Raw genomic sequence first — 19,382 nt, 5'->3', positions numbered from 1 at the left:
ACAAGGTCATGCGTCAGGGGGAAGCATCTGAGAACCGTGAATGGCCACCCGCACGGGCCGTTGCAGGGTGATGAAGGCCAGATCGGAGGCCTTGGTGCCCGCCGCCCCCAGCCCTCCGTTGCCATGCCAGACCACCGCAGGGTCACCCGACACCGGTGCCACGGACCTCGTGTCCGGAAGCTGGGCATCGAGATTCACGTGGGCGATCCCGGCCAGGGCCGTCTCATCCGCAGCCAGATGACCCCAGCTCAGATCCCGCCAGGCGCCAACTGGCCCACCGAAGGAGGTCCCGGCCACATCCAGCCCGAAGCGCGGCTCCGAGGGCTGCTCCTGGAGGACGAAGAACCATCCCTGGTCCCCGTCGTCGCCACGCGCCTCTTCGAGTTTCAACTCGAACCCAAAGAACGACACATCTGGATCCAGCCGCCCGGTGAAGATGGGATGTCGCTCCTCAGTTCCCAAATTGCGCCGTCCGTCCGTGCCCGCCTGGGCTTTCACGGCATAGACCACCGCATTGGGATAACGTCGCAGCAGATCCCCGCGCACCAGAAGCACAAGCGGAGAGGCCGCGCGCGCGGGGCGGGGGCTGTTCCCACCCAGCGGACCGTTCTTGGGCCACCCGTGGATGGGATGAATGTCCTTCAGCGTGTCCGGATCGGGTGTCGCCCCGGAGGCCTCGATCCGCCCCGCCACGTTCCAGAACTGACGGAAGCATGAACCACGTTGATCGGTCGGGTATTCATTCCAGAGCAACTCCCGGGCAAACTCGTGGTTCAAGCCCACCATGAAGGCTTCGATGAACGCCTGGTTGGTCTCCAGCAGGGAGACCGTGTTGGGGAGCACCTTGTCCAGCCCCGGCAACAGCCAGTCCTGTGAGAGGGCGGCCAGAGCCTGCGACATGGGTTGAGGAAACTCCGGCGCCGCCATGATGGGCTCCAGCGGATCCTTGGGCTGCCATTTCAGCCCGGGATGCAGGCGCAGCCGTTTGCGCACCCCTTCCACCACGGTGATCCGGGGATCGAGGTCCCTCACCAGCACGCTGCGCGCCTGGGCAAGGTTGACGGCACGAACCTCCGGTGCCTCCGCAGGGCGCGCTGCCAGCTCGCCGAACAACTCCATCGCGGCGGTACGAAAGGCATTCTGCTGCGGCAGCGGGCGCACCCGCAGCAACCGGCGGTTCCATTCCGTGTTTCCCCAGTCGGGCACATTGTCCCCAATACGACTAGGCGTGGCCATGGACGCTGGCAAGGGAGGCGGCGACGCCGCGGACAGCTTGCCCACATTCATCCGCACCAGCACCTCTCCAGAGCCGCGCCTCGGAGCGCGGGACACCTTGCGCGACACCGGACCAAAGGGACGTGAGAGCCGCCGAAACTGCCCCTGCAAAACACCCACCCCCACCGGGCTGCCGGTCACTGCCCGGTACACCGTGCCCTCCCCCTGGCGCACCCGTGCATGCACCGGGGCGGTCAGTTGCAGCAATGCATCATCTCCCGCCGTGGCGACATGCCGCACGTGAATGCGGACTGCGGTCTCCCGCGCGAGCTGGGCAAAACGGAGCTGGTCATTGATGGCGCGGATCTTGTCCAACTGCTGCCAGGCGGAGGCCATGAGCTGCTGTTGCTGGTCCTGGATGGTCAGCGTGCCCAGCCCCGCCGCCACGCGATGCCGGGGATCCAAGTTTAGCTCCTGAAACCAGGGTGTGGGATCAGGAGGCACCACCGGCACCACCGGCACCAGCGTCGAGCGCGCGATGTGCCAGCGGCCGTAAAGCGGTGGCGCAATCGCCCGGCTTCCGCCAGTGGTCGCAAGCAGCTCTTCCGGCCGGTTCAACAGACGGGTCAATGATGTCTGGAACGCCTCGCGATTTGCTCCAGTCCAGACGGTACGCACCACGCTGGGTGCCCGCAGAGCCCCCTCCAGTCCCAGGGGACCATCATGCGCGGCGGGCAACCCCAAACCGGGAGCACTCACGTCCATCGCCCGAATGCCGACCGTCGGCGGCAGCACCCGGGCCTGCAGCTGGCGCACCAGCGCCTCAAAGTCCCCGCTTGCCCCCGTCTGGAACCGCCACCGGTAGTACACGGGCAGACGCACGCCGGTCTGCCCCGCCGTCCAGGCAGGCGCGGTGCCATCCAGCGTGTCGGGCACGGTCTCCCGTACGCCCGCCAGACGTCCACGCTCAAACGACGGCACGAGAAAGGCGGTATACGCCACCCGGGGATCAAGCCGCCGCGGCACCAGGATCCTTGAAATAACTCGCTGCGGCGCCGATTTGAGCAGGGCTCCGAGTTCGTTCGCCGTCACTGTCCGGGCTCCGCTGACCTGGGCATGCGCCCAGGCCCAGGACTGCTCCAGCAGCGGCAGGGAGTCCGCCTCCTTCACCGTCACCACCGGGAGCTGGCCTTCCGCCGAGGCCGGGGTCAAGGAGGCGATCTCATCATCCCGCAGGACGATCAGGCTGATCCAGGGGCGGAGCCGGTCGCCCCCGGTCGCCCTGGCCGGACTGAACCGCCACGGCAGATCCGCTTGGTCAAACTCCACCAGCGGGAAAAAATTGGGCTCTGCATCCTGCACCCCGGGACGCGGCCAGACGCGGATCACCGCTCTGGGGTCCAGTCCGGTCACCTCACCGGGACCAGCCAGCTGGAGCGGCACCGTGGCGCTCAGGCTCTGGTTGTTCAGGTTCACCACCACCCGGGAGGTGGCCCACGCCGCCGCCGCTCCCGTGCCATCCACACGGTCAATGCTGGTGGCCATACCGCGGCGGAGCCACGGCAGAAAGGCAAAGGCGGCGGGAGGGCTGCTCATGGGAATGAGGAAACAGTTTCAAATTGCGGGACCACCTGCACGCGCCCCCGGTCCTGAGGATGGGCTTTCAGATGTCGTGCCAGCGCGGCCTGGGCCAGCCCCCTGCCCACCGGCCCGGTGATGCCTGGCAGCGCCACGCCATCCTCTGTGCTGCTGATCACAAAGAGATCCTCATCCAGTGCCACCAGTGGCTCCGCCCCCACCCTGCCGGTGATAAATTTCACCAGGCCCGTGTTCTGAAACGGTGCCAGCCAGGCCGCTCCCAGTTGCAGAAAAGCCAGCTGATGGCTCAGGATCAATTCATACCGCTGCACCCGCCGGGGCTGCCAGGGCACGTCCAGAATGATCGTCTCATACTCCAGCCCGGCTCCGACCGCTGCTCCCAGCGTGACCGCCTCTGCCGCCACGCTCAGGCCGGCATCCATGCGCTCAAATGACGCCCGGGAGAGCCGGTCCGTCTCCGTCAGCTCCTCGAACTGGGCCGCGGCGAAGAAATCGGTCACTGGCACCAGTCCGGGGGCCGGATGGTTGTTCAGCGTCACCGTGTGCACCGTGTAGTGGTCCGGCCCGGAAGGACGCACCGGGCCAAAGCGGGTGATTGTCCGATTCAAGGGAACTACGGTCTGCCGCACTGCCGCCGCCCCGCCGGGATCCACCAGCACCGGTGCCGCCGGGCTGGAGACTGTGTTGAGGGAGACGGTTTGAAAGGCCCCCGCGGGCAGCTGCGGAGCCCAGTTCCGCGGATCCTGCAACGCCGCCTGCAGGAGCGGCCAGGGATCTGCCGGGGGAAGCTCTTGCGGCTGATCGCGACCAAAGGTCACATCAAAGCTCACGCTGACGTCAAACAACCAGAGCGAAAGCGAGGCCTCACCCCAGACATGCCACGGGGAAGGTCCCGAGACGGAGGCCTCCAGATGCACGCTGGCCAGCACGCTCGATCCCCGCCGGAACGCGACCTCTGCAGAAAGCTCTGCCAGCAGAGAGAAAGGAGAAAACTGGATGAGACAGTCAAAGCTGACCTGCCCGCGGACGTTGAAGCCAAAGGCCGCCGCATAGAGCTCGGCATTGACCCCGAACTGCAAGGTGTTCGAAGTCAGCGTGAGATAAGCCTGGCAGGTCAGGCGTGGATTGTCCCCGTCTGCCAGCACAATCGTCAGCCGCTTCAGGGTGGGGAAACCGGGCGGCGGTTGATAGTGCGGGTTCACGCCTCCCAGAGAGACGATGAAAGTCGGATCATCTCCCCAGCCGAGACGAACGGCCATGTCCCCTGAGACGGGAAAGCCCGCCACATTCGAATCGTAAAGCGAGGCATCAATGGCCAGCAGCTTGCGGGTAAAATCCACCCGCCCCAAGACGGCCACGTTCAGCTCCACAATGGCGGCCTCCTCTGTAGGCAGCTTGGCGGTGATCAGACCCAGCAAAGTGAGGCGCACCGGGGCTGGCAGCTCCAACAGGATGCCCAGCTCTGCCCGCAGCAAGGTTGGAGTGCCCCAGCCGATCAATGCCATGGGGCCAAAGACGTGCCGGTTCCGCGCAGGTGGGAAGATGACACTCAGGTCATTTACGATGCGGGGAGCCTCGGCAATCACGTCATCAGGAAACAACAGCGAGCCGAGGCTGCCGTTTCTCAAGCCGGATTGCAGGGCATCCACCGCCAGACCACGATGCAGCGCCGCCAGCCCCCCCACGCCATTGAGCGTGAATCCCAGCCCGAGCTGGATCGGGGAGAACTGGGTGGAGATGAGAATGACAAACGAAAACCCCGGGGCACCTCCTGGCAGTTTGGTTTCCACAAACCCGACCGCCTTCAGCGTCGTCCCAAACACTTCCAACTCCAGGGCCCCGGAATACCGGCCCCGATCCTTGTCGAAGGACAGGAAACCGCCCCCCGAGACCGGCCCCGCATCCACCAGCAGGCCCAGCCCGGTAGGCGACTTGAACCCCGACTCAATGTCGAAGGGACCGGCATTGCCATCCTCAAATGCCACCGCCACCGAAACTCCCAGCCCCTCCACCACGAAGGACACCGGACCCAGTTTGCCCGAAAGCACCGTCCCCGCTTCCACTCTCAGGTCCGGCGCCTGTCCGGTGCTGAAGGTGGACTTCAGGGCCAGGTCGATCCGGTCCACCCGGAAAGGACCGGCATTCAGGTGAGGGTATGTCGAAACCTCGAACCCCGCCCCGCCTGTGAAGTTGAATCCCGTGCGGTTGGACCAGCCTGCGGAGAGAACGATGGGCAGGGTCCGCTCCCCGCTTCCCAGCAGCTGTCCCAAAAAGCCGTCCAGATCTCCGGCATTGAGCGCTATCTTCAGATCCTGCGGAGCGGCAGCGAGCTGCAGCTCGAGCTGTCCGTTGCGAAAATCCAGCAGGATGCTGCTCTCCGCCCCTTTTAGTTGCAGACGGCTTTTGCCCGGCGTGCCGAGAAGCAGCGCGGGCGTCTGCGGCGCGTACTTGAACGTCACGCCGAAGCCCGCATTCGGCAACGCGGCCCCCGGTTGCAGCGGGAACTTCACAGAGATGTCCCCGGGGCGGAGCAGGACGCCAAAGGTGTCCGCCACATTGCTGCCCGCCCGCAGTTCCAGACTCAGATCATCCGTGAGATTGAAGGTGTTCCCCACCGCAGACGGCACGAGAGGCTGCAGGATCAACCCCGCGGGTCGCCCCTCCTGCGCGGGCAGCTCGATCAAGGCCAGCCCGACCTCCACCTCCTCCCCGCCGATGTTGTCCAGCAGCACCGGCAGCTTCAGAGCCCAGTCAATGGAGACCGAACGGTCTTCTGGGGTTTCCTTTAACCCACGCCCCAGCTCGGGGTCGATCCGTCCCAGATAGGCTGGCCAGCCAAGTGACACAAAGACCTCCAGCAGATGACCCGCCAGCCGGTGGAAGTCCACATCATCGGTGCCCCAGCCATACACCCGCTCTGCCACCAGAGTGGGATCTGCAAGAATCTTGGGAATCTCCTCCCACGCAAAGCGGGTCACCAGCACACCGGGTCGCGTGGAGGTTTCCTCCACGAACTCCTGCTGGAGAACGTTCAGCGCCTCCAGAGCGCCATGCACCTGTGGGAGCGTTTCATTGAGGTAGTCCGCCAGCAACAGGTCGAACAGGCTGCGCCCAAACTCGGCCAGGAACTCCGCGGGCGGCGCTCCGGCCGGAGCCGTCTGCAGGGCACCGATGGCGTCATAGAGCGCCTTCACCCTGCCCAGCAGGGCGACCACTGCTTCCGGTGATGGATCATCCCCCAGAGCCTCCAAAGCGGTCAATGCCGCCTCCACCCGCGTGGCCAGGGCAGTGTATTCCGGCGGCAGCGAGTTAACCTGCCACGCCAGACGATAGAGCAGGGTCCGGAAGGAGGGCAGATCTGCCACGCCCGCCTTCAACGGCCGCAGTGCCAGCACCAGGTGCCGGGCCAGGGTATGCAGGGTGCTGGAGGGCGGGTCCATGGGTTCGATGCAGCAACTAGGGGTATTGAACCGCGTAGAGAACGTCGAGGGCGCCCTGCAATGCCGGGTCCACCTTGTCCACAATCACATACCGGCAGACCTGGCAGAAGGGCAGGCTTGCATTGATCCGGTGGCGCATGCGGCAGCGTCCGGCGGGCCGGTAGACGCCGCAGTCGAGGTGCCCACCGCCGTCATAGATGCCGATGATGTCGGCACGGGAAGGCAGCTTCCTGGGCTTCTTGAAACCAGTCGGAAGATTGGTGGGCGACATCACTTTCTGCGGGTCATTGCTGGGCGTGCAGACATGGGCGGAGGGGGGCGGGACTGGACCCCGGGCTGCGTTGAGCGGGCCATCGCTGGTGTCGATGTGATTCAGAATGGAGGGGGCAATCAGTGAATTCGTCACACCAGCAGTCGCGCTCACGGTGAGGAGCGAGCCCACCCCCACATTCACCAGCGTGGTGGGAGTGATCTGCAGTCCTGCGGGACTCGGGTCCGAGATCACCACCTTGTCTTGCAGCAGCTTGTGCACCCTCAACGGAATCAGCAGGGGCAGATCATTCCGCGGAGAGGTCCAGTGGAAGGAGGAACCGAGCTTCTCCACATGAGCTCGAAATCGCACCTCAACTCCCAGAGGGAAAGGATCAGGAGCGCTGTCCAGGTACTCGAAGAGAAGGAAGGTGCCGGAGGGGTTTGGGATCCCATTCGTGTCACACAACTGCGGCGACACCACCACACCCGCGAAGTTCACGTCCACCTTCACCCGCACCCCCTTCGTGACTCGCGGCCACACCCAGGCGATTCTTGGAGCGTTGATGGTGCGAACCCCACCCATGACACTGCTGATCACGACCTCGGGTTGCAGATTCTCCCCGAAGGGCGACAAGCTTGAGGGCGCGGGTGCCGCCCCCTGGCCGTCCCCCGCCTCATCATTCAGCCCCAGCGCCCTCGCACAACCATAGGCCACCACCGACGCCACCATGGGCGAGGAAAACAAGGGCACCGTGGGAGGTGTGATCGCATGCCCGTTGGTGGCGATACTGACCTCCGACTTTTCAGCGCCTCCCGTGCTGGCGGAAAAATAGGCCATGCGCGTGGTGCCCTGCATCTGAAAGAGCGACTTCCAACTGCCACCGCGGCGACTGGATCTGCAAATAAAACACACCAGGCCAAAGTCTCTGCCTTCCGCAGGCGTGATGCTGGTATTGAAATCCGCCCAGGTTTCGCCAATGGAAGCGCGCACGTTCGTGGTGGCATTCAGACCGAACTTCAAGTTCTTCAAGAACGTCTCCAGGCTGGCATCGGTGGTGCGTCGAGCATCCATCACCAGCCGCCCCGAAGGCTCCCGCGCTGCCGAGATCCGCGTGCGCTCCTGATGCGCCAGCCCAAACGCCGTATTGCGCTCATTGAGCAGCGTACGCGGCTGGAGCAGATTCCATTCATCCAGAACTCCCTGGTCCACATCCGACGGTGAGAACTGAAGATCGTAGATGACATTGCGATCAGCGAACCACGCTGCAGGTGTGGTCAACGCTGGTTGAGCCGGGACCGGCAGGCCTCCCGCATGGATCATCTCCTCCAGCGTCAAAGGCCGGGACAGAGAAGTTGGCGGGGTGCGTGGCAGAGGAACATCCAGCGCGACCAGGGCGGGCGCCGCCCCTTGCACCACCTGATCCCCCAACACACCGATGCCCTCCTCCCGCGAGGGCACAAAGACGGACCAGTAGTTGATGACGCCTTCCAGCAGTTTGAAGGGCTGTAGAATCTCGCTGGACCGCAGCTCTTTATTCACAATCACATCCACGACCATCTGCCGGAACTCGTTCTCCTGGGCGTCGGTAAACCCGTCAGAGATGAACAGCACGTTCGTCCGCTTCTCCACCACAATGCGGACGCTGGTCGGATTGCTGCCATCGGGGTCCGTTTCATCGGGCCGGGTCCCCGAGCCGCCGTCCACAAACGCCACCTTGGCCGCCTGGCCCGCATCTGCCCATGACGGGAGCGCAAAGGCCTTGCCGGTCACCTGCAGGTTGATGGACAGGGCGCTCAGCACCAGACTGACGGTGATGTCTGCATCCGTGTTGGCCGCCACCGCAGAGAGAGTGCCCTTCCTGACCGTCGCGCTCGCCGGCAGAATCTTCACCTTGGCAGGAGCTGAGCTGGTGTAGCTCAACTGGGGCCAGTCCGTGATGTCACCTACGGTGTCATCGTCAAACTGTGCCAGCACGGTGAACCGCATCTCATCAGATCCCACCCGCGGATTCAAAGTTTCAGGAGTTAACCACAATTTCTTCACACTGCCGTGCACATGCACCCGGATCTGGGTTTCCAGGGTGCCCACCCCGCCGATGACCTGGCGGGCCGTCATGAGGAAGTTGAAGTTCTGGAACGGCGCAGCGGCCCCCGTGGCGGCAGTGACCTGGCCATTGCCGGGGTCCACGGTCACCCCGTGATTCACCGCCGACTGCTGAAAATGCGGCAGAAACACTGGCGCCAAAGCATTCGGATCCTGGCTGAGCTCCAGCTGCACATCCAACGGTTCAGATGCCGGCCCGCCCCTCAGGACGTGAACATCATACCCTCCTCCTTCCTTCCATGGGAGCGGATCGGCCATAAGCAAAGATCAAGGATGCAGAGCTGCCTATTAGACGCATCCCAGCCCCCGGCGTCAATCGCAAACGTACGGAGGAACTCCTGCAGCCGCCAGTTTGTGAACGCAAACTATTGGATGGCGCAAAAGCCGCGTGCAGAAGCATGCCAGCCTCAGTTGAAGCAAGCGGCTCAACCTAAGAAAGTTGTTTCATAATTCCCCGGCGCAAATTTTCACTTGCACCCCCATGAAGATCCAAACCGGCACCACGGGATTTTTTTTCCAGGCAGGTTCTCAGGACCCGCCGACATAGACCGTGTCCTCATCTCGACGCCAGAGCAGCGCGGCCAGCCAGAAGAGGAAAAGCTGCGCATGTTCCGGGATCGGCGAAGTGCACTCCACGAAAGCCCGCCGGGTGAAAGCATGAGCGGGCCGGATCACCCCCGCCGGTTGGTTTCCCACCAGGATGTCAAAGGCGCGCTGGAAGGAGGAATGCGCCTTCAGGGTGATCTGGTGGCCCGCCACCTCCACATTGAAGGAGCGATACATGGCCCGGGGTTTCCGGGCATCTGCCACCGCCCGTCCGTCGCATTCGAGCGTCCAATGCCCGCTCATCGGCCCATGCTTGCGAATCGCGAACTCGGAGTCTCCCAACGAGATGCTGCCCTGCTCCGTGAAGGTGTTGAAGTTCACCGCAGCGGCACCGGAGGCACCAAGGATGCGGAAGTCGCGTGAGCACAAGGACTTGGGCAGGCAGGTCAGCATAAGTCTCTTCAAGTGGTTGGCCCAAGATACACCTCACCCGCACCACTGCCAGCGGGAATGCATCGCGCAAACTTAGCCCTGCGGATACACGCGCTCATAACCCGCATCCAACACGGGATGATGCGGTGGCGACACCCGGTCAACCAACGCATACCGACACACATGGCAGAACGGGATGGTGGTGTCCGTGTTGCGCATCTTGCAACGTCCTGCGGGCCGGTAGATGCCGCAGTCGTGATAGCTTCCGCCTTCATACACGCCCAGGATGTCCGCCCTCGTCCTCGGGCTGCGGGTCAGCGGCGGCAGATTGCCCGGCGGCATAACTGAGTTAGAACTCCGCGCCGCCACGCAGACCGCCGCAGGCTGCAGATCCGGGGCATTGAGCGGACCGTTGCTGGTCCTGATATGTTGCAGGATCACCGGGGCAACGAGTCCGACATCGGCACCGCTGGCTTGCAACGGCACCACGACAGCATGGCCGACATCGGGAGCAAAGAGCGCGTGGAGAATCTCCGTCCAGCTTCGCGGATCCATCTGCCCCGGCCGGGGACTGTCCACATCCACCGGCTGACCAGCGGCATTCAGCGGCACGACGGAGACGGAATCTGCATCACGCGCCGCCACCTGAAACTGAAGGCCCGAGGTGCGGTGAAAGGCGGTGAAGGGATCATCGGCAGGACGCTTCGCCACCGGCCACTCCCGGAAGCGCACCACGTCTCCCAAGGCGAACTGGGTACCATGTCCGGCAACGACGGCAAGGTGATAGCCGTTGAGCGACCGGCGCGGCAGATCCGTCAGCACCCCCGCCTTGGTGAGTCGCAGCCAGTTCCACTTCAGCCGCTGCAACTTGTCGAACTGCACCACTCCGGTGGAGGGCAGAGTTGTGATGTCGTTGCCAGCCTCCACATTGGGAAAATCATCCAGATCGGCGGGCTTCACCATCAGCCGGGTCCCCCGACCATCGCCATACTCATCCCACAGCCCCAGTGCATGCGAGAGCTCATGGGAAACCACGGAGGCAAACAAAGTGCGCGAGTGTTTGATAGGCGGCGAGACCTGCGCCTGCCAGCCTCCTGAAGTCACCTTCGCCAGCCTGGCGAATCGTCTCCTCCCCGTGCTTACGGCGACGTAGCCGTTGCCATACCGGGCCTGAGCACCGATCCGGTCTGAGAGACAGACAAAGCACACCAACCCGTCATCCCCCGCACCACTCATCCACGTCTGCCCCACCGGATGACCTCCGTATTGCAACGCCTCCACAAAGGTCCGCAGGCTCACCTCACTGGTCCGCCGGAAGTCAAACCGCAGTGAGTTCTCCAGTCGGGTGGCTGGATGGGCTCGGGGCCGGTCTGAGACCGCAAGGCCAAACGCCGTGGAGCGCTCATTGATAATCGTGCGCAAGGCGAGATTGATCCACGCAGGATAAGCCGCCCGCGTTTTGTCCTCTGTCACATGGGTGCCAAAGAACTTCTGCCAACGATTCACGTGAGACGGCAGAAACGGAGTATCCACCTCCGGGAGGATGGGAAAGCCCACCTCCCGCAGCATCTGGGAAAGGCTCCACGAGGTCGCGGTGCTGGGACCGAAGGCAATGTGCGGCACCAACGATGCAGTGAAGGACGCGCCTTCATAGACGTGGTCACCCAGCTCAGTGATCCCGTTCTCCTCCGATGGCAGATAGACGGACCAGTAGTTGATCGCCCCCTTGAGCAGGGGATAGGGTTCGAGGTGTGACTTTGACCTCAGATCCTCCACCATGGTGGCGACCAGATTGTTGAAGTCGCCCCGCAGCGGTCCGCTGAAACCTTCCGAGACAAACAGGATGTTCGTCGCGCTTTCCACCACCGTCTTTACGCTGTCGCGCGCTGAGCTGCTGGGATCCGCCGCATTGGGCGCACAGGGTCCGGCGATGAAATGAAAGAGAGCCCCTCCGGCGACATCGGTCCACGCGGGCGCGGCCAGTGCCCGGACAGGGGGCGAGGTGAGGTTCACCGCAGGCGAGCTCAGCTGCAGGCGGGCCGTGATGGACGCGGCTCCACTGGTGGCCTTGGCACTGAGCACCCCCTGGGAGCTGAACCCGATCACCGAAGGCGTGTCGCTAATGTACTGGATGGATTCCCAATCGGTGATGTCCCCCACCACCCCGTCGGTAAAGAGGGCCAGCACCGTGAACCGCATTTCATCCGCGCCCATGTGAGCGGTGAGCGTGGTGGGAGTAAGCCACAGCTTTTCAATACCATCATGCACATGCACGCGGTACTCCGCGCGAAAGTCCCGCGCCTGGGGATCGAGCGTGTCCCGGAACTGCACGTTCACGAGAAAGTTGTTCAGCTTGGGTCGCGTGGGATCGGCGGGCACAGAGGCCGTCACGCTGCCAGTGAACAAATCCACCGCGATGGATTGGGCACCCGGAGGTCCGGCGAACAAAGGGGTAAACGTGAGCGATGCCGTGGTGTTGGGCACATCTGCCGGGATCTCGATCGCATCCATGAGCGAGCGTGACGGCGGACCACCCCGCAGCACGTGGATGTCGTAGCCTTCACCTTCTTTCCAGTTCAAAGGGAGCAGAGCCATGGCAGCAGCAGGGAAACGCGAACGCCCGCCTGCCCGGTTGCCCCGAAGAGGAAAAAACTGCCCCAGGCCTTATTCCGTGATACTCGCCGCCAGGCCCAGGAAGGCACCGTAGCGGTCCGCTTCTTTGGCAAATGCCTTGCGCTGCGTCTGGCTCAGCGGGCTGAAGGGCTGCAACTGCACCTCCACCGACTTCTTCTTGATCGTTCGTTTCCAGATGCCGGTGACGCGCCCGTCCACCAGCATGACGGGATTGAAGATGCCGTTGCCACCGGGCACGATCTTCGCAGCGTGGGCCGGATCGGTGATGGAGGGGCTGCGGTCCTTGTAACCGAGGATCATTTCATCAAACCCGGCGACCAGCCGGACCTGCGGCTTCTTCTCGGCGGGCGGACAGACATCCGGTGAATGCCAGACCTCGCTGCCTTCCAGCGTGTCCTTCGCCAGCTTCGGCTTCACCGCCTCCAGCCCGGCCCGGACATCCGGCATGGTGAGCCCCGACCAGCTGGCAAAGTCCCCCACCGAGGCCGGTCCGCGGCTCAGGAAATAACGCTCCGCCAGCAGGGCGATCGACGCCGCCCGGTCCAGCTTGCGGGGTGTCGTCACCCATTCATCCAGCAGCACAAAGGTCTGCGATTTGCCCGTGCGCGGCCCCACGCAGAGGAGGCGCTCGGAACTCAACCGCCAGAGGATGTGGTAGCCCCGCTGACCCGCCGTGGAGATGCCCGCCTTGTCCAGCGTCGCCTGCATGTCCTCCCGGCTCAACATGCCGCCACCCTGCAGGGCCTTAAGGAGCACCTTCTCCGCCTTGGCGAAAACCTTGGCATCCAGCTCGAGTTGTTTCTGCCGGGTGCCCGTGCCCGCGATCACCCGCGGTGTCAGCAGTTCCAGCATCCAGTGCACATCCGCTGGAGGCACGAAGTGCAATGTCCCGCGCATGGGCCAGGTGCGGACGAGTTCCCGCCTTGTGATGGCCTCCTCCACCTGAGTTTCCGTGGTGCCCTCCGGCAGGCGCGAGCCCAGCGCCCACAGAGCCTGGAGGAAATCCTGCGCCTGCACGCCGCCCAGATGCTCCACCACTTCCCCGGCGGATTTCAGGGACGGACCTCCGGGTGCCAGACCTTGGGAACCGGATCGAATGCGGGCAGCTTCAGCAGGTGTCATGGCAATGGCCCGATACCTGCACCACCCATGAAGAATCTGCAAGCAGGGTGCCAGAGACACTTTTCCGACACTTTCGCCCTGCATCCCCTGTCACTCAGCAGTCGTTACCCGTTCATGATCCGCCAGTTCCCGCTCATCACCCGCATGAAAACCTTTCATTGCCCCGCCTTGCAGGGGGCTCGCTCCGTGGTTGCGCGGCGGTTTTTCGCGGCGTAGTCTCCCCACCCTGATGGCCTCCGGGCTTCAGGCGATTCCAATCTCCCTCTCCCCTCTGCCACAGCACATGTCCGAAGACTTCGAGAATCCCTTCCAGGAAACGCTCATTCAACGCCACAGCGCCGAGCCCTGCACCGTGGTGATCTTTGGTGCCACCGGGGACCTGACCCATCGCAAGCTGATTCCCGCCCTCTACAATCTGGCCGTGGGTGGCGACCTGCCCCCGCAGTTCAAGGTGGTGGGTTTTGCCCGGCGCGACAAGAGCGACGAAGAGTTCCGCACCGAGCTGGAAGCGGCCAACAAGAAGCACTCCCGCCAGGGTCACGACGACACGGTGTGGGCCAACTTCGGCAGCAGCATCCACTACCACAAGAGCGAGTTCCAGGATCTGGAAGGCTACAAGGCCCTCAAAGTCCTCCTGGAGAAGTTCGATGCAGAGCGCGGTGCTCCCGCCAACCGTCTGTTCTACCTCGCCTCCGCCCCTGAGTTTTTTGACCAGATCATGCTCATGCTGCGCGAGAGCGGCCTGAACGAAGGCGCGGGCGGCAAGTGGGCTCGTGTGGTCTGTGAAAAACCATTCGGCAAGGATCTCAAGACGGCCCGTCACCTCAACGAAGTGGTGAACGCCACCTTCCACGAGAGCGACACCTACCGCATCGACCACTACCTGGGCAAGGAAACCGCCCAGAACATCATGGTGATGCGCTTTGCCAACCACATCTTTGAACCGCTCTGGAACAGCCGCTTCATCGACCACGTGGAGATCACCTGCGCCGAGAACCTCGGCATGGAAGGCGGTCGCGGTGGCTACTACGACACCGCCGGTGCCCTGCGTGACATGGTGCAAAACCACCTCTTCCAGCTCCTGAGCCTGGTGGCCATGGAGCCGCCGACGGGCCTGAGCGCCGACGCCGTCCGCGATGAGAAAGTAAAAGTCATCCGCTCCCTGCGCCGCTGGCGTGGCACGGATGAGATTGCCAAGAACGTGATCCGCGCCCAGTACACCAAGGGCAGCGTGGACGGTGTGGAGCGAGTGGGCTACCGCCAGGAGGACCGCGTGAATCCGCAGTCCAACACGGAAACCTACGTGGCCCTGCGCCTCTTCATCGACACCTGGCGCTGGCAGGGCGTGCCCTTCTACATGCGCGTGGGCAAGCAGCTCCCGAAGAAGGCCACGGAGATCTCCGTGCACTTCAACCACCCGCCGCAGGTCCCCTTCGCCACCAAAGGTCAGGGTGGCACCCGCAACGTGCTGGTGTTCCGCATCCAGCCGGATGAAGGCATCTCCCTGCGCATGATGTCCAAGCTACCTGGCGTGCAGCTCCTCATGCAGCCGGTGAAGATGGACTTCCGCTACAGCACCAGCTTCGGCAAAGCCAGCCCGGAGGCGTATGAACGTCTGCTCCTGGACGCGATGGCCGGTGACGCCACCCTCTTCGCCCGTCGCGACGAAGTGGAGAACGCATGGGCCTTTATCGACGAAATCGAACATGCCTGGCACAATGACGGCCCACAGCCGCCCATGTGCGAGTACCCTGCCGGCTCTTGGGGCCCGAAAGAAGCGGACGAGCTCCTCCAGAGCGATGGCCGTGTCTGGCGTCGCCTCTAGTCGTCTCTTCCCCTGTCTGCTAAGCTAAGCTACCCCTGCTGACTGAGCACATGAGCACCCTTACGGAAGATTCGCTAGCCATCCTGGGCCAGGAAGTCCCCCTGGGCCGGGTGGACAAGGCGCTGAAGGAACTTTGGGGCGCGGACAACGCGCGCACCAAGGCCTCCCTGATGAACTTTGCCATCTACAGCGAGGAGTCATCCTCCCTGGAGAAGAACACTGCCCTCCTGGCCGAGATCACCCAGGAGCACGCTTGCCGTGGCCTGCTGATCCTGGCCCAACCGGCTGAGGCCGCCACTACACCACGCGCCTGGATCACCGCCCACTGCCAGCTCCATGAAGGACACAAGTCCGTCTGCAGTGAGCAGATTTCCTTCCTGCTCCAGGGCGGCAATCTGGACGAAGTCCGGAACATCGTCTTCGCCCACTTGGACTCCGACCTCCCGTTGGTCTGCTGGTGGCAGGGCGATCTCACCCAGAGCTTTAGCGAGCGCCTCTACAGCGTCTTTGACCTGCTCTTTGTGGACAGCTCCACCTGGACCGACCCGGCGAAGGCGTTCTCCACCCTGGAAGAGGCCCAGAGCCAGAAGACAGCCCGTTTCCGCAGCTACGATTTGAGCTGGCTGCGGTCCCACCTCTTCCGCACCGCGCTGGCGTCCTGTTTCCAATCTGCCGCCGCCATTGCTGAGCTGCGGCAACTCCAGAGCATCGAGGTGGCCCACGCCCCAGGCCAGCGCATCGCCGGCCTGTTGCTCGTCGCCTGGATGGCAGTCCGCATGAAATGCGAATTGAAACGCGAAGGCGATCGCTTCGCACTGGTCCTTCCCGATGGCCAAACGGTCACGGTCAATGTGCATGAAGGCACCGGCACCGAGCCGCTCCAGGAAATGACGTTGGTCACCGCTGGCGGCAAGTTCACCGTGAATCGCACCTGCGGCGGCAACCGCATCTGCACGCGCGTGGAACTGGGTGAGCACGTCAACGAAGAGAGCCTGCCTGCCGATCTCCCGGACGATCCAGCCCTCATCACCGACCAGCTCAGCCGCCTGGGTGGCCAGAGTCTGTATGTGCAGATGGTGCCCGTTCTTCGTCAGATGCTGGGCTAGGCCCTGCCCCTCACAGCTCCATCTATTTGGTTTTCAGTGCTCAGGGCCGCAGTCTTCGGACTGCGGTCTTTTGTTTTACCGCCATTTCCCGACACAGCATAATTGAGTCCACTGGATCATGTCTTATGGCAACTTTGACCAGCGAGTCGAATGCTCTTGTCAAAGTGCATGCAAAATGCTTTCTGGACGAAGGACTCCAGTGCTCTAAATGCCCGGTCTAAGCACCCTCCGCAGGTGCTCCGCGCGCGCTGCATACGGCACGGCAGTCTCCGTTGCAGTTCTATGAAATTTCCGTTCGTCAAAGCCAAGACCGCCAGCTCCCTGCAGCAGAAACTCGACGACACGCGGCAGAAACTTGAGGCGGCGCGAAAGGAACTGGGGACCTTGAAAAAGGAGGTGAATGCGGCGCGGAAACGTCTGGGCAAGAACAAGGGTGTCGGCCCCATGATCGATGAAGGACGCGCCTTCATGAGCATCCGTTTCCTTCGGGGGAAAGGACTGGAGATCGGCGCCCTGCACCGCCCCACCCCCACCGCCGACGGTGTGGTGACGAAGTACTACGACTACCTGAGCGCAGAGGACAATCTGGCCCGCTGTCCGGAACTGGCAGCCGACGGCAACGAACTCGTGCATGTGGACTATGTGGGCGATGGCGAAAAGCTGGAACTGATCCCCGATGACAGCCTGGATCATCTCATCGCGAACCACATGCTGGAGCATTGCCAGGATGTGATCAGCACGCTGAAGGTCTTCATGAGCAAGTTGAAGCAGGGAGGCCACCTCTTCATCACCCTCCCTGACAAACGCTACAGCTTCGACTTCAACCGGCCCATCACCCCCTATGAGCACCTGGTGAAAGACCACCAGGAGGGCCCCGCGCAAAGCTTGTACGATCACTATCTGGACGTGCATCGCCACAACGCCATCAAAGGGGTGGGCTCCAACACGATGACCAAGGAACTCCTCACTCGCGAGGAAGTTCACGCCCTGCCCCACCTCGACATCCACTTCCACGTCTGGACCCAGTTCGACATGCTGGAAATGTTCATGAGACTGAAGGCAGACTTCGGGTTCCTCTGGGAGTTTGAGGGATTGCTGCGCAATGGCCATGAGGTCATCATGGTGCTGAAGAAAGAGGAAGTGGAGGTTTGGGACCGGGCCGAGCCGGATTCGAAGGCGGTGAGGCAGGAGCGCTAAAAGCAAAGGGCGCGCGCTCAATCACCCCAGCACGCCCTCCGCCACTCCACGCCAACCCCTCCGCTCCCAATTCCCGGCTGAGGACAGCCAGACTACTCCCGCAGCCACCCGTCGGTGTAATCCGGTTGTCCCAACCGGTCAGTCGTCGAAGGAACGCTCGCCCAAACACCTCAGCACGCCCTCACCCACTCCACGCCAATCCCTCCGCTCCCTCCCCGGCTGAGGACAGCCGGACTACTCCCGCAGCCACCCGTCGGCGTGGTCCGGTTGTCCCAACCGTCAGTCGCCACGGGCATGCTCGCCCAAACAACGAAGGACCGGCCTAAGCCGGTCCTTCGTTGTTTGAAATCAAGATCGCGAATCGCGAGAGCGCCGATCAAAACGGGATGTCGTCGTCTTCCAGGCCGTCCGTGATCGGACCGTCGCCGAAGTCTTCGCTGTTTGCGGGAGCCGGACGATTGCCGCCCTGCGGCGGGCGAGCACCATAGCTGCCGCCGCCACCACCACCACCGCCGCCGTACCCGCCACCACCACGGGCTTGCTGCGGGGGACGCTGCTGGTAGCCACCGCCACCACCGCCGCCGCTAGGACCACTGCTGCTTGCGCCGCCGCCTTGGCCAGCGTCGTCCATGCCGCCTTCGCGCTTGCTGTCGAGGAACTGCATCACCTCGCCCACCACGCGCAGTCGGCTGCGCTTCTGGCCAGTCTGCTTGTCTTCCCACTGGTCCATCTGAAGACGGCCTTCAATGAAGACCGGACGGCCTTTGTGCAGGTACTGACCGGCCAACTCCGCCAATCGGGCCCACAGTACCACGTCCACGTAGGTCACTTCCTCACGCTTTTCGCCATTCTCGGCCGTGTACACACGGTTCACCGCGATCGCCAAATCAGCCACAGCGCTGCCTTTGGGGGTGTACCGGACTTCGGGATCTCGCGTGAGATTCCCCATGAGCATCACTTTGTTGTACGAAGCCATAGCGCGGTGAAGTTAGCGGGCGCCGCCTAGTTTGGCGACAGGTTTTTGGAGTTTACGACCCGTGTCTCCAAGACACGACCTGCCCGGGCACAGCAGAAAACTGGCTGGAGGGCGGGGCGGATCATGAATCCGCCCGCTGGAGGAACTGCAAAACAGACAGCAGCGAGCACCTCACTTCCCGGCCCTGGATCCGAGGACCCACGGGGCGGAGGAGCACGCAGCCCAGATCACCGCAATTAGCGGCGCTGGAAGTACTGCTGATAGATGTTCTCGTTGAGCTTGAGCTTCGTCTGAAGACCGTTGATGGCTTCAGGAGCAGCTTCAAAGTGGAAGTTGATGTAGTAGCCGGACTCCACGTGACGCGGGGCATAGGGGAACTTCTTCTTCCCGAGGTTGTCCACCTGCTCGAGCTTGGCACCGTTTTGTTCGAACTCGCGGCCCAGCTGGCTGACCAGGGTCTCGACGTTTTCCTCTTTGCCCTTCATGTCGAGGACAATCATCGCTTCGTATTTGCGGCTCATGGTTTTGGCGTAGTTTGGTTCGTGGTTGATTCTTTGCGGTTGTAGAGATTCATCGCGTTTTCCAGGCCGGTGTTGAGCGCGGAGCGCACGGCCTCTACGGCCCGGCTCACGGCGGTCTGCACCTGGGGCTGCTCAGCCTCACTGAAGCGGCCCAGCACATGGTCCACCATGCGGTCACCCGCAGGACGGCCCTGCTCCCCGGCAATCCCCACCTTCAACCGGGGAAACTCCTCCGTGCCGAGATGGGAAATCAGAGATCTGACGCCGTTGTGACCGGCCGGTCGGCCGTTCATCCGAAAACGCATCGAGCCGAGGGACAGATCCACGTCGTCATAGACGGCGAGCACCTCCTCCGGCTGAATCTTGTAAAAGCGGCAGACGGATGACACCGCCTCGCCGCTGGCATTCATATA

12 protein-coding genes are annotated in these 19,382 nt (G+C 63.1%); 3 read left to right on the top strand and 9 right to left on the bottom strand.

Annotated elements, in window-relative coordinates:
- Nucleotides 1-6: 6 nt before the first annotated feature.
- From BV034_RS03405 to BV034_RS03380, 6 genes are all read right to left on the bottom strand, one after another.
- Entirely contained in the window at nucleotides 7-2,811 is a 2,805-nt protein-coding gene (locus tag BV034_RS03405; protein WP_050024140.1) for a hypothetical protein, read from the bottom strand.
- Nucleotides 2,808-6,254 carry a DUF6603 domain-containing protein gene (locus BV034_RS03400; protein ID WP_050024138.1) on the bottom strand — a complete coding sequence of 1,149 codons (3,447 nt, stop codon included), beginning with the start codon at nucleotides 6,252-6,254 and terminating at the stop codon, nucleotides 2,808-2,810. Before BV034_RS03400 ends, BV034_RS03405 begins: the two co-directional genes overlap by 4 nt.
- Nucleotides 6,255-6,270: 16 nt before the next feature.
- Nucleotides 6,271-8,868, bottom strand: coding sequence for a M64 family metallopeptidase (locus tag BV034_RS03395; protein ID WP_050024137.1), 2,598 nt, complete (start codon nucleotides 8,866-8,868; stop codon nucleotides 6,271-6,273).
- Between the two features lie 270 nt (nucleotides 8,869-9,138).
- Nucleotides 9,139-9,609, bottom strand: a complete 471-nt coding sequence (locus BV034_RS03390) for a hypothetical protein (RefSeq protein ID WP_050024135.1) — start codon at nucleotides 9,607-9,609, stop codon at nucleotides 9,139-9,141.
- Between the two features lie 72 nt (nucleotides 9,610-9,681).
- Entirely contained in the window at nucleotides 9,682-12,183 is a 2,502-nt protein-coding gene (locus tag BV034_RS03385) for a M64 family metallopeptidase (protein WP_050024133.1), read from the bottom strand.
- Nucleotides 12,184-12,252: 69 nt separating this feature from the next.
- The gene (locus BV034_RS03380) at nucleotides 12,253-13,344 is read right to left on the bottom strand and encodes a winged helix DNA-binding domain-containing protein (RefSeq protein WP_050024131.1); all 1,092 of its coding nucleotides are present in this window, start codon (nucleotides 13,342-13,344) and stop codon (nucleotides 12,253-12,255) included.
- 283 nt (nucleotides 13,345-13,627) lie between these two features.
- Between BV034_RS03380 and zwf the strand changes: the two genes are divergently transcribed.
- The 3 genes from zwf to BV034_RS03360 all read left to right on the top strand — a co-directional run bounded on the left by zwf (nucleotide 13,628) and on the right by BV034_RS03360 (nucleotide 17,472).
- Nucleotides 13,628-15,169: a glucose-6-phosphate dehydrogenase gene (zwf, locus tag BV034_RS03370; RefSeq protein ID WP_050024257.1), complete on the top strand. Its 1,542-nt coding sequence runs from the start codon at nucleotides 13,628-13,630 to the stop codon at nucleotides 15,167-15,169.
- A gap of 50 nt (nucleotides 15,170-15,219) precedes the next feature.
- Entirely contained in the window at nucleotides 15,220-16,275 is a 1,056-nt protein-coding gene (locus tag BV034_RS03365) for a glucose-6-phosphate dehydrogenase assembly protein OpcA (RefSeq protein WP_050024127.1), read from the top strand.
- 282 nt (nucleotides 16,276-16,557) lie between these two features.
- Nucleotides 16,558-17,472, top strand: coding sequence for a methyltransferase domain-containing protein (locus tag BV034_RS03360; protein ID WP_050024125.1), 915 nt, complete (start codon nucleotides 16,558-16,560; stop codon nucleotides 17,470-17,472).
- Nucleotides 17,473-17,848: 376 nt separating this feature from the next.
- Here BV034_RS03360 and ssb read toward each other — a convergent pair whose 3' ends face one another.
- From ssb to pth, 3 genes are all read right to left on the bottom strand, one after another.
- Nucleotides 17,849-18,448, bottom strand: coding sequence for a single-stranded DNA-binding protein (gene ssb / locus BV034_RS03355; RefSeq protein WP_050024123.1), 600 nt, complete (start codon nucleotides 18,446-18,448; stop codon nucleotides 17,849-17,851).
- Between the two features lie 236 nt (nucleotides 18,449-18,684).
- Entirely contained in the window at nucleotides 18,685-18,969 is a 285-nt protein-coding gene (gene rpsF, locus BV034_RS03350; protein ID WP_009958576.1) for a 30S ribosomal protein S6, read from the bottom strand.
- The coding region (gene pth, locus BV034_RS03345; protein WP_050024121.1) for an aminoacyl-tRNA hydrolase at nucleotides 18,966-19,382 on the bottom strand (417 nt) is incomplete at its 5' end. The genes rpsF and pth, both read right to left, overlap by 4 nt.

This window comes from Verrucomicrobium sp. BvORR034 (assembly GCF_000739635.1).
GTDB lineage: Bacteria > Verrucomicrobiota > Verrucomicrobiia > Verrucomicrobiales > Verrucomicrobiaceae > Verrucomicrobium.
The sequence above is the reverse complement of the archived record's forward strand: the minus strand, read 5'-3'. Positions and strand labels throughout refer to the sequence as shown.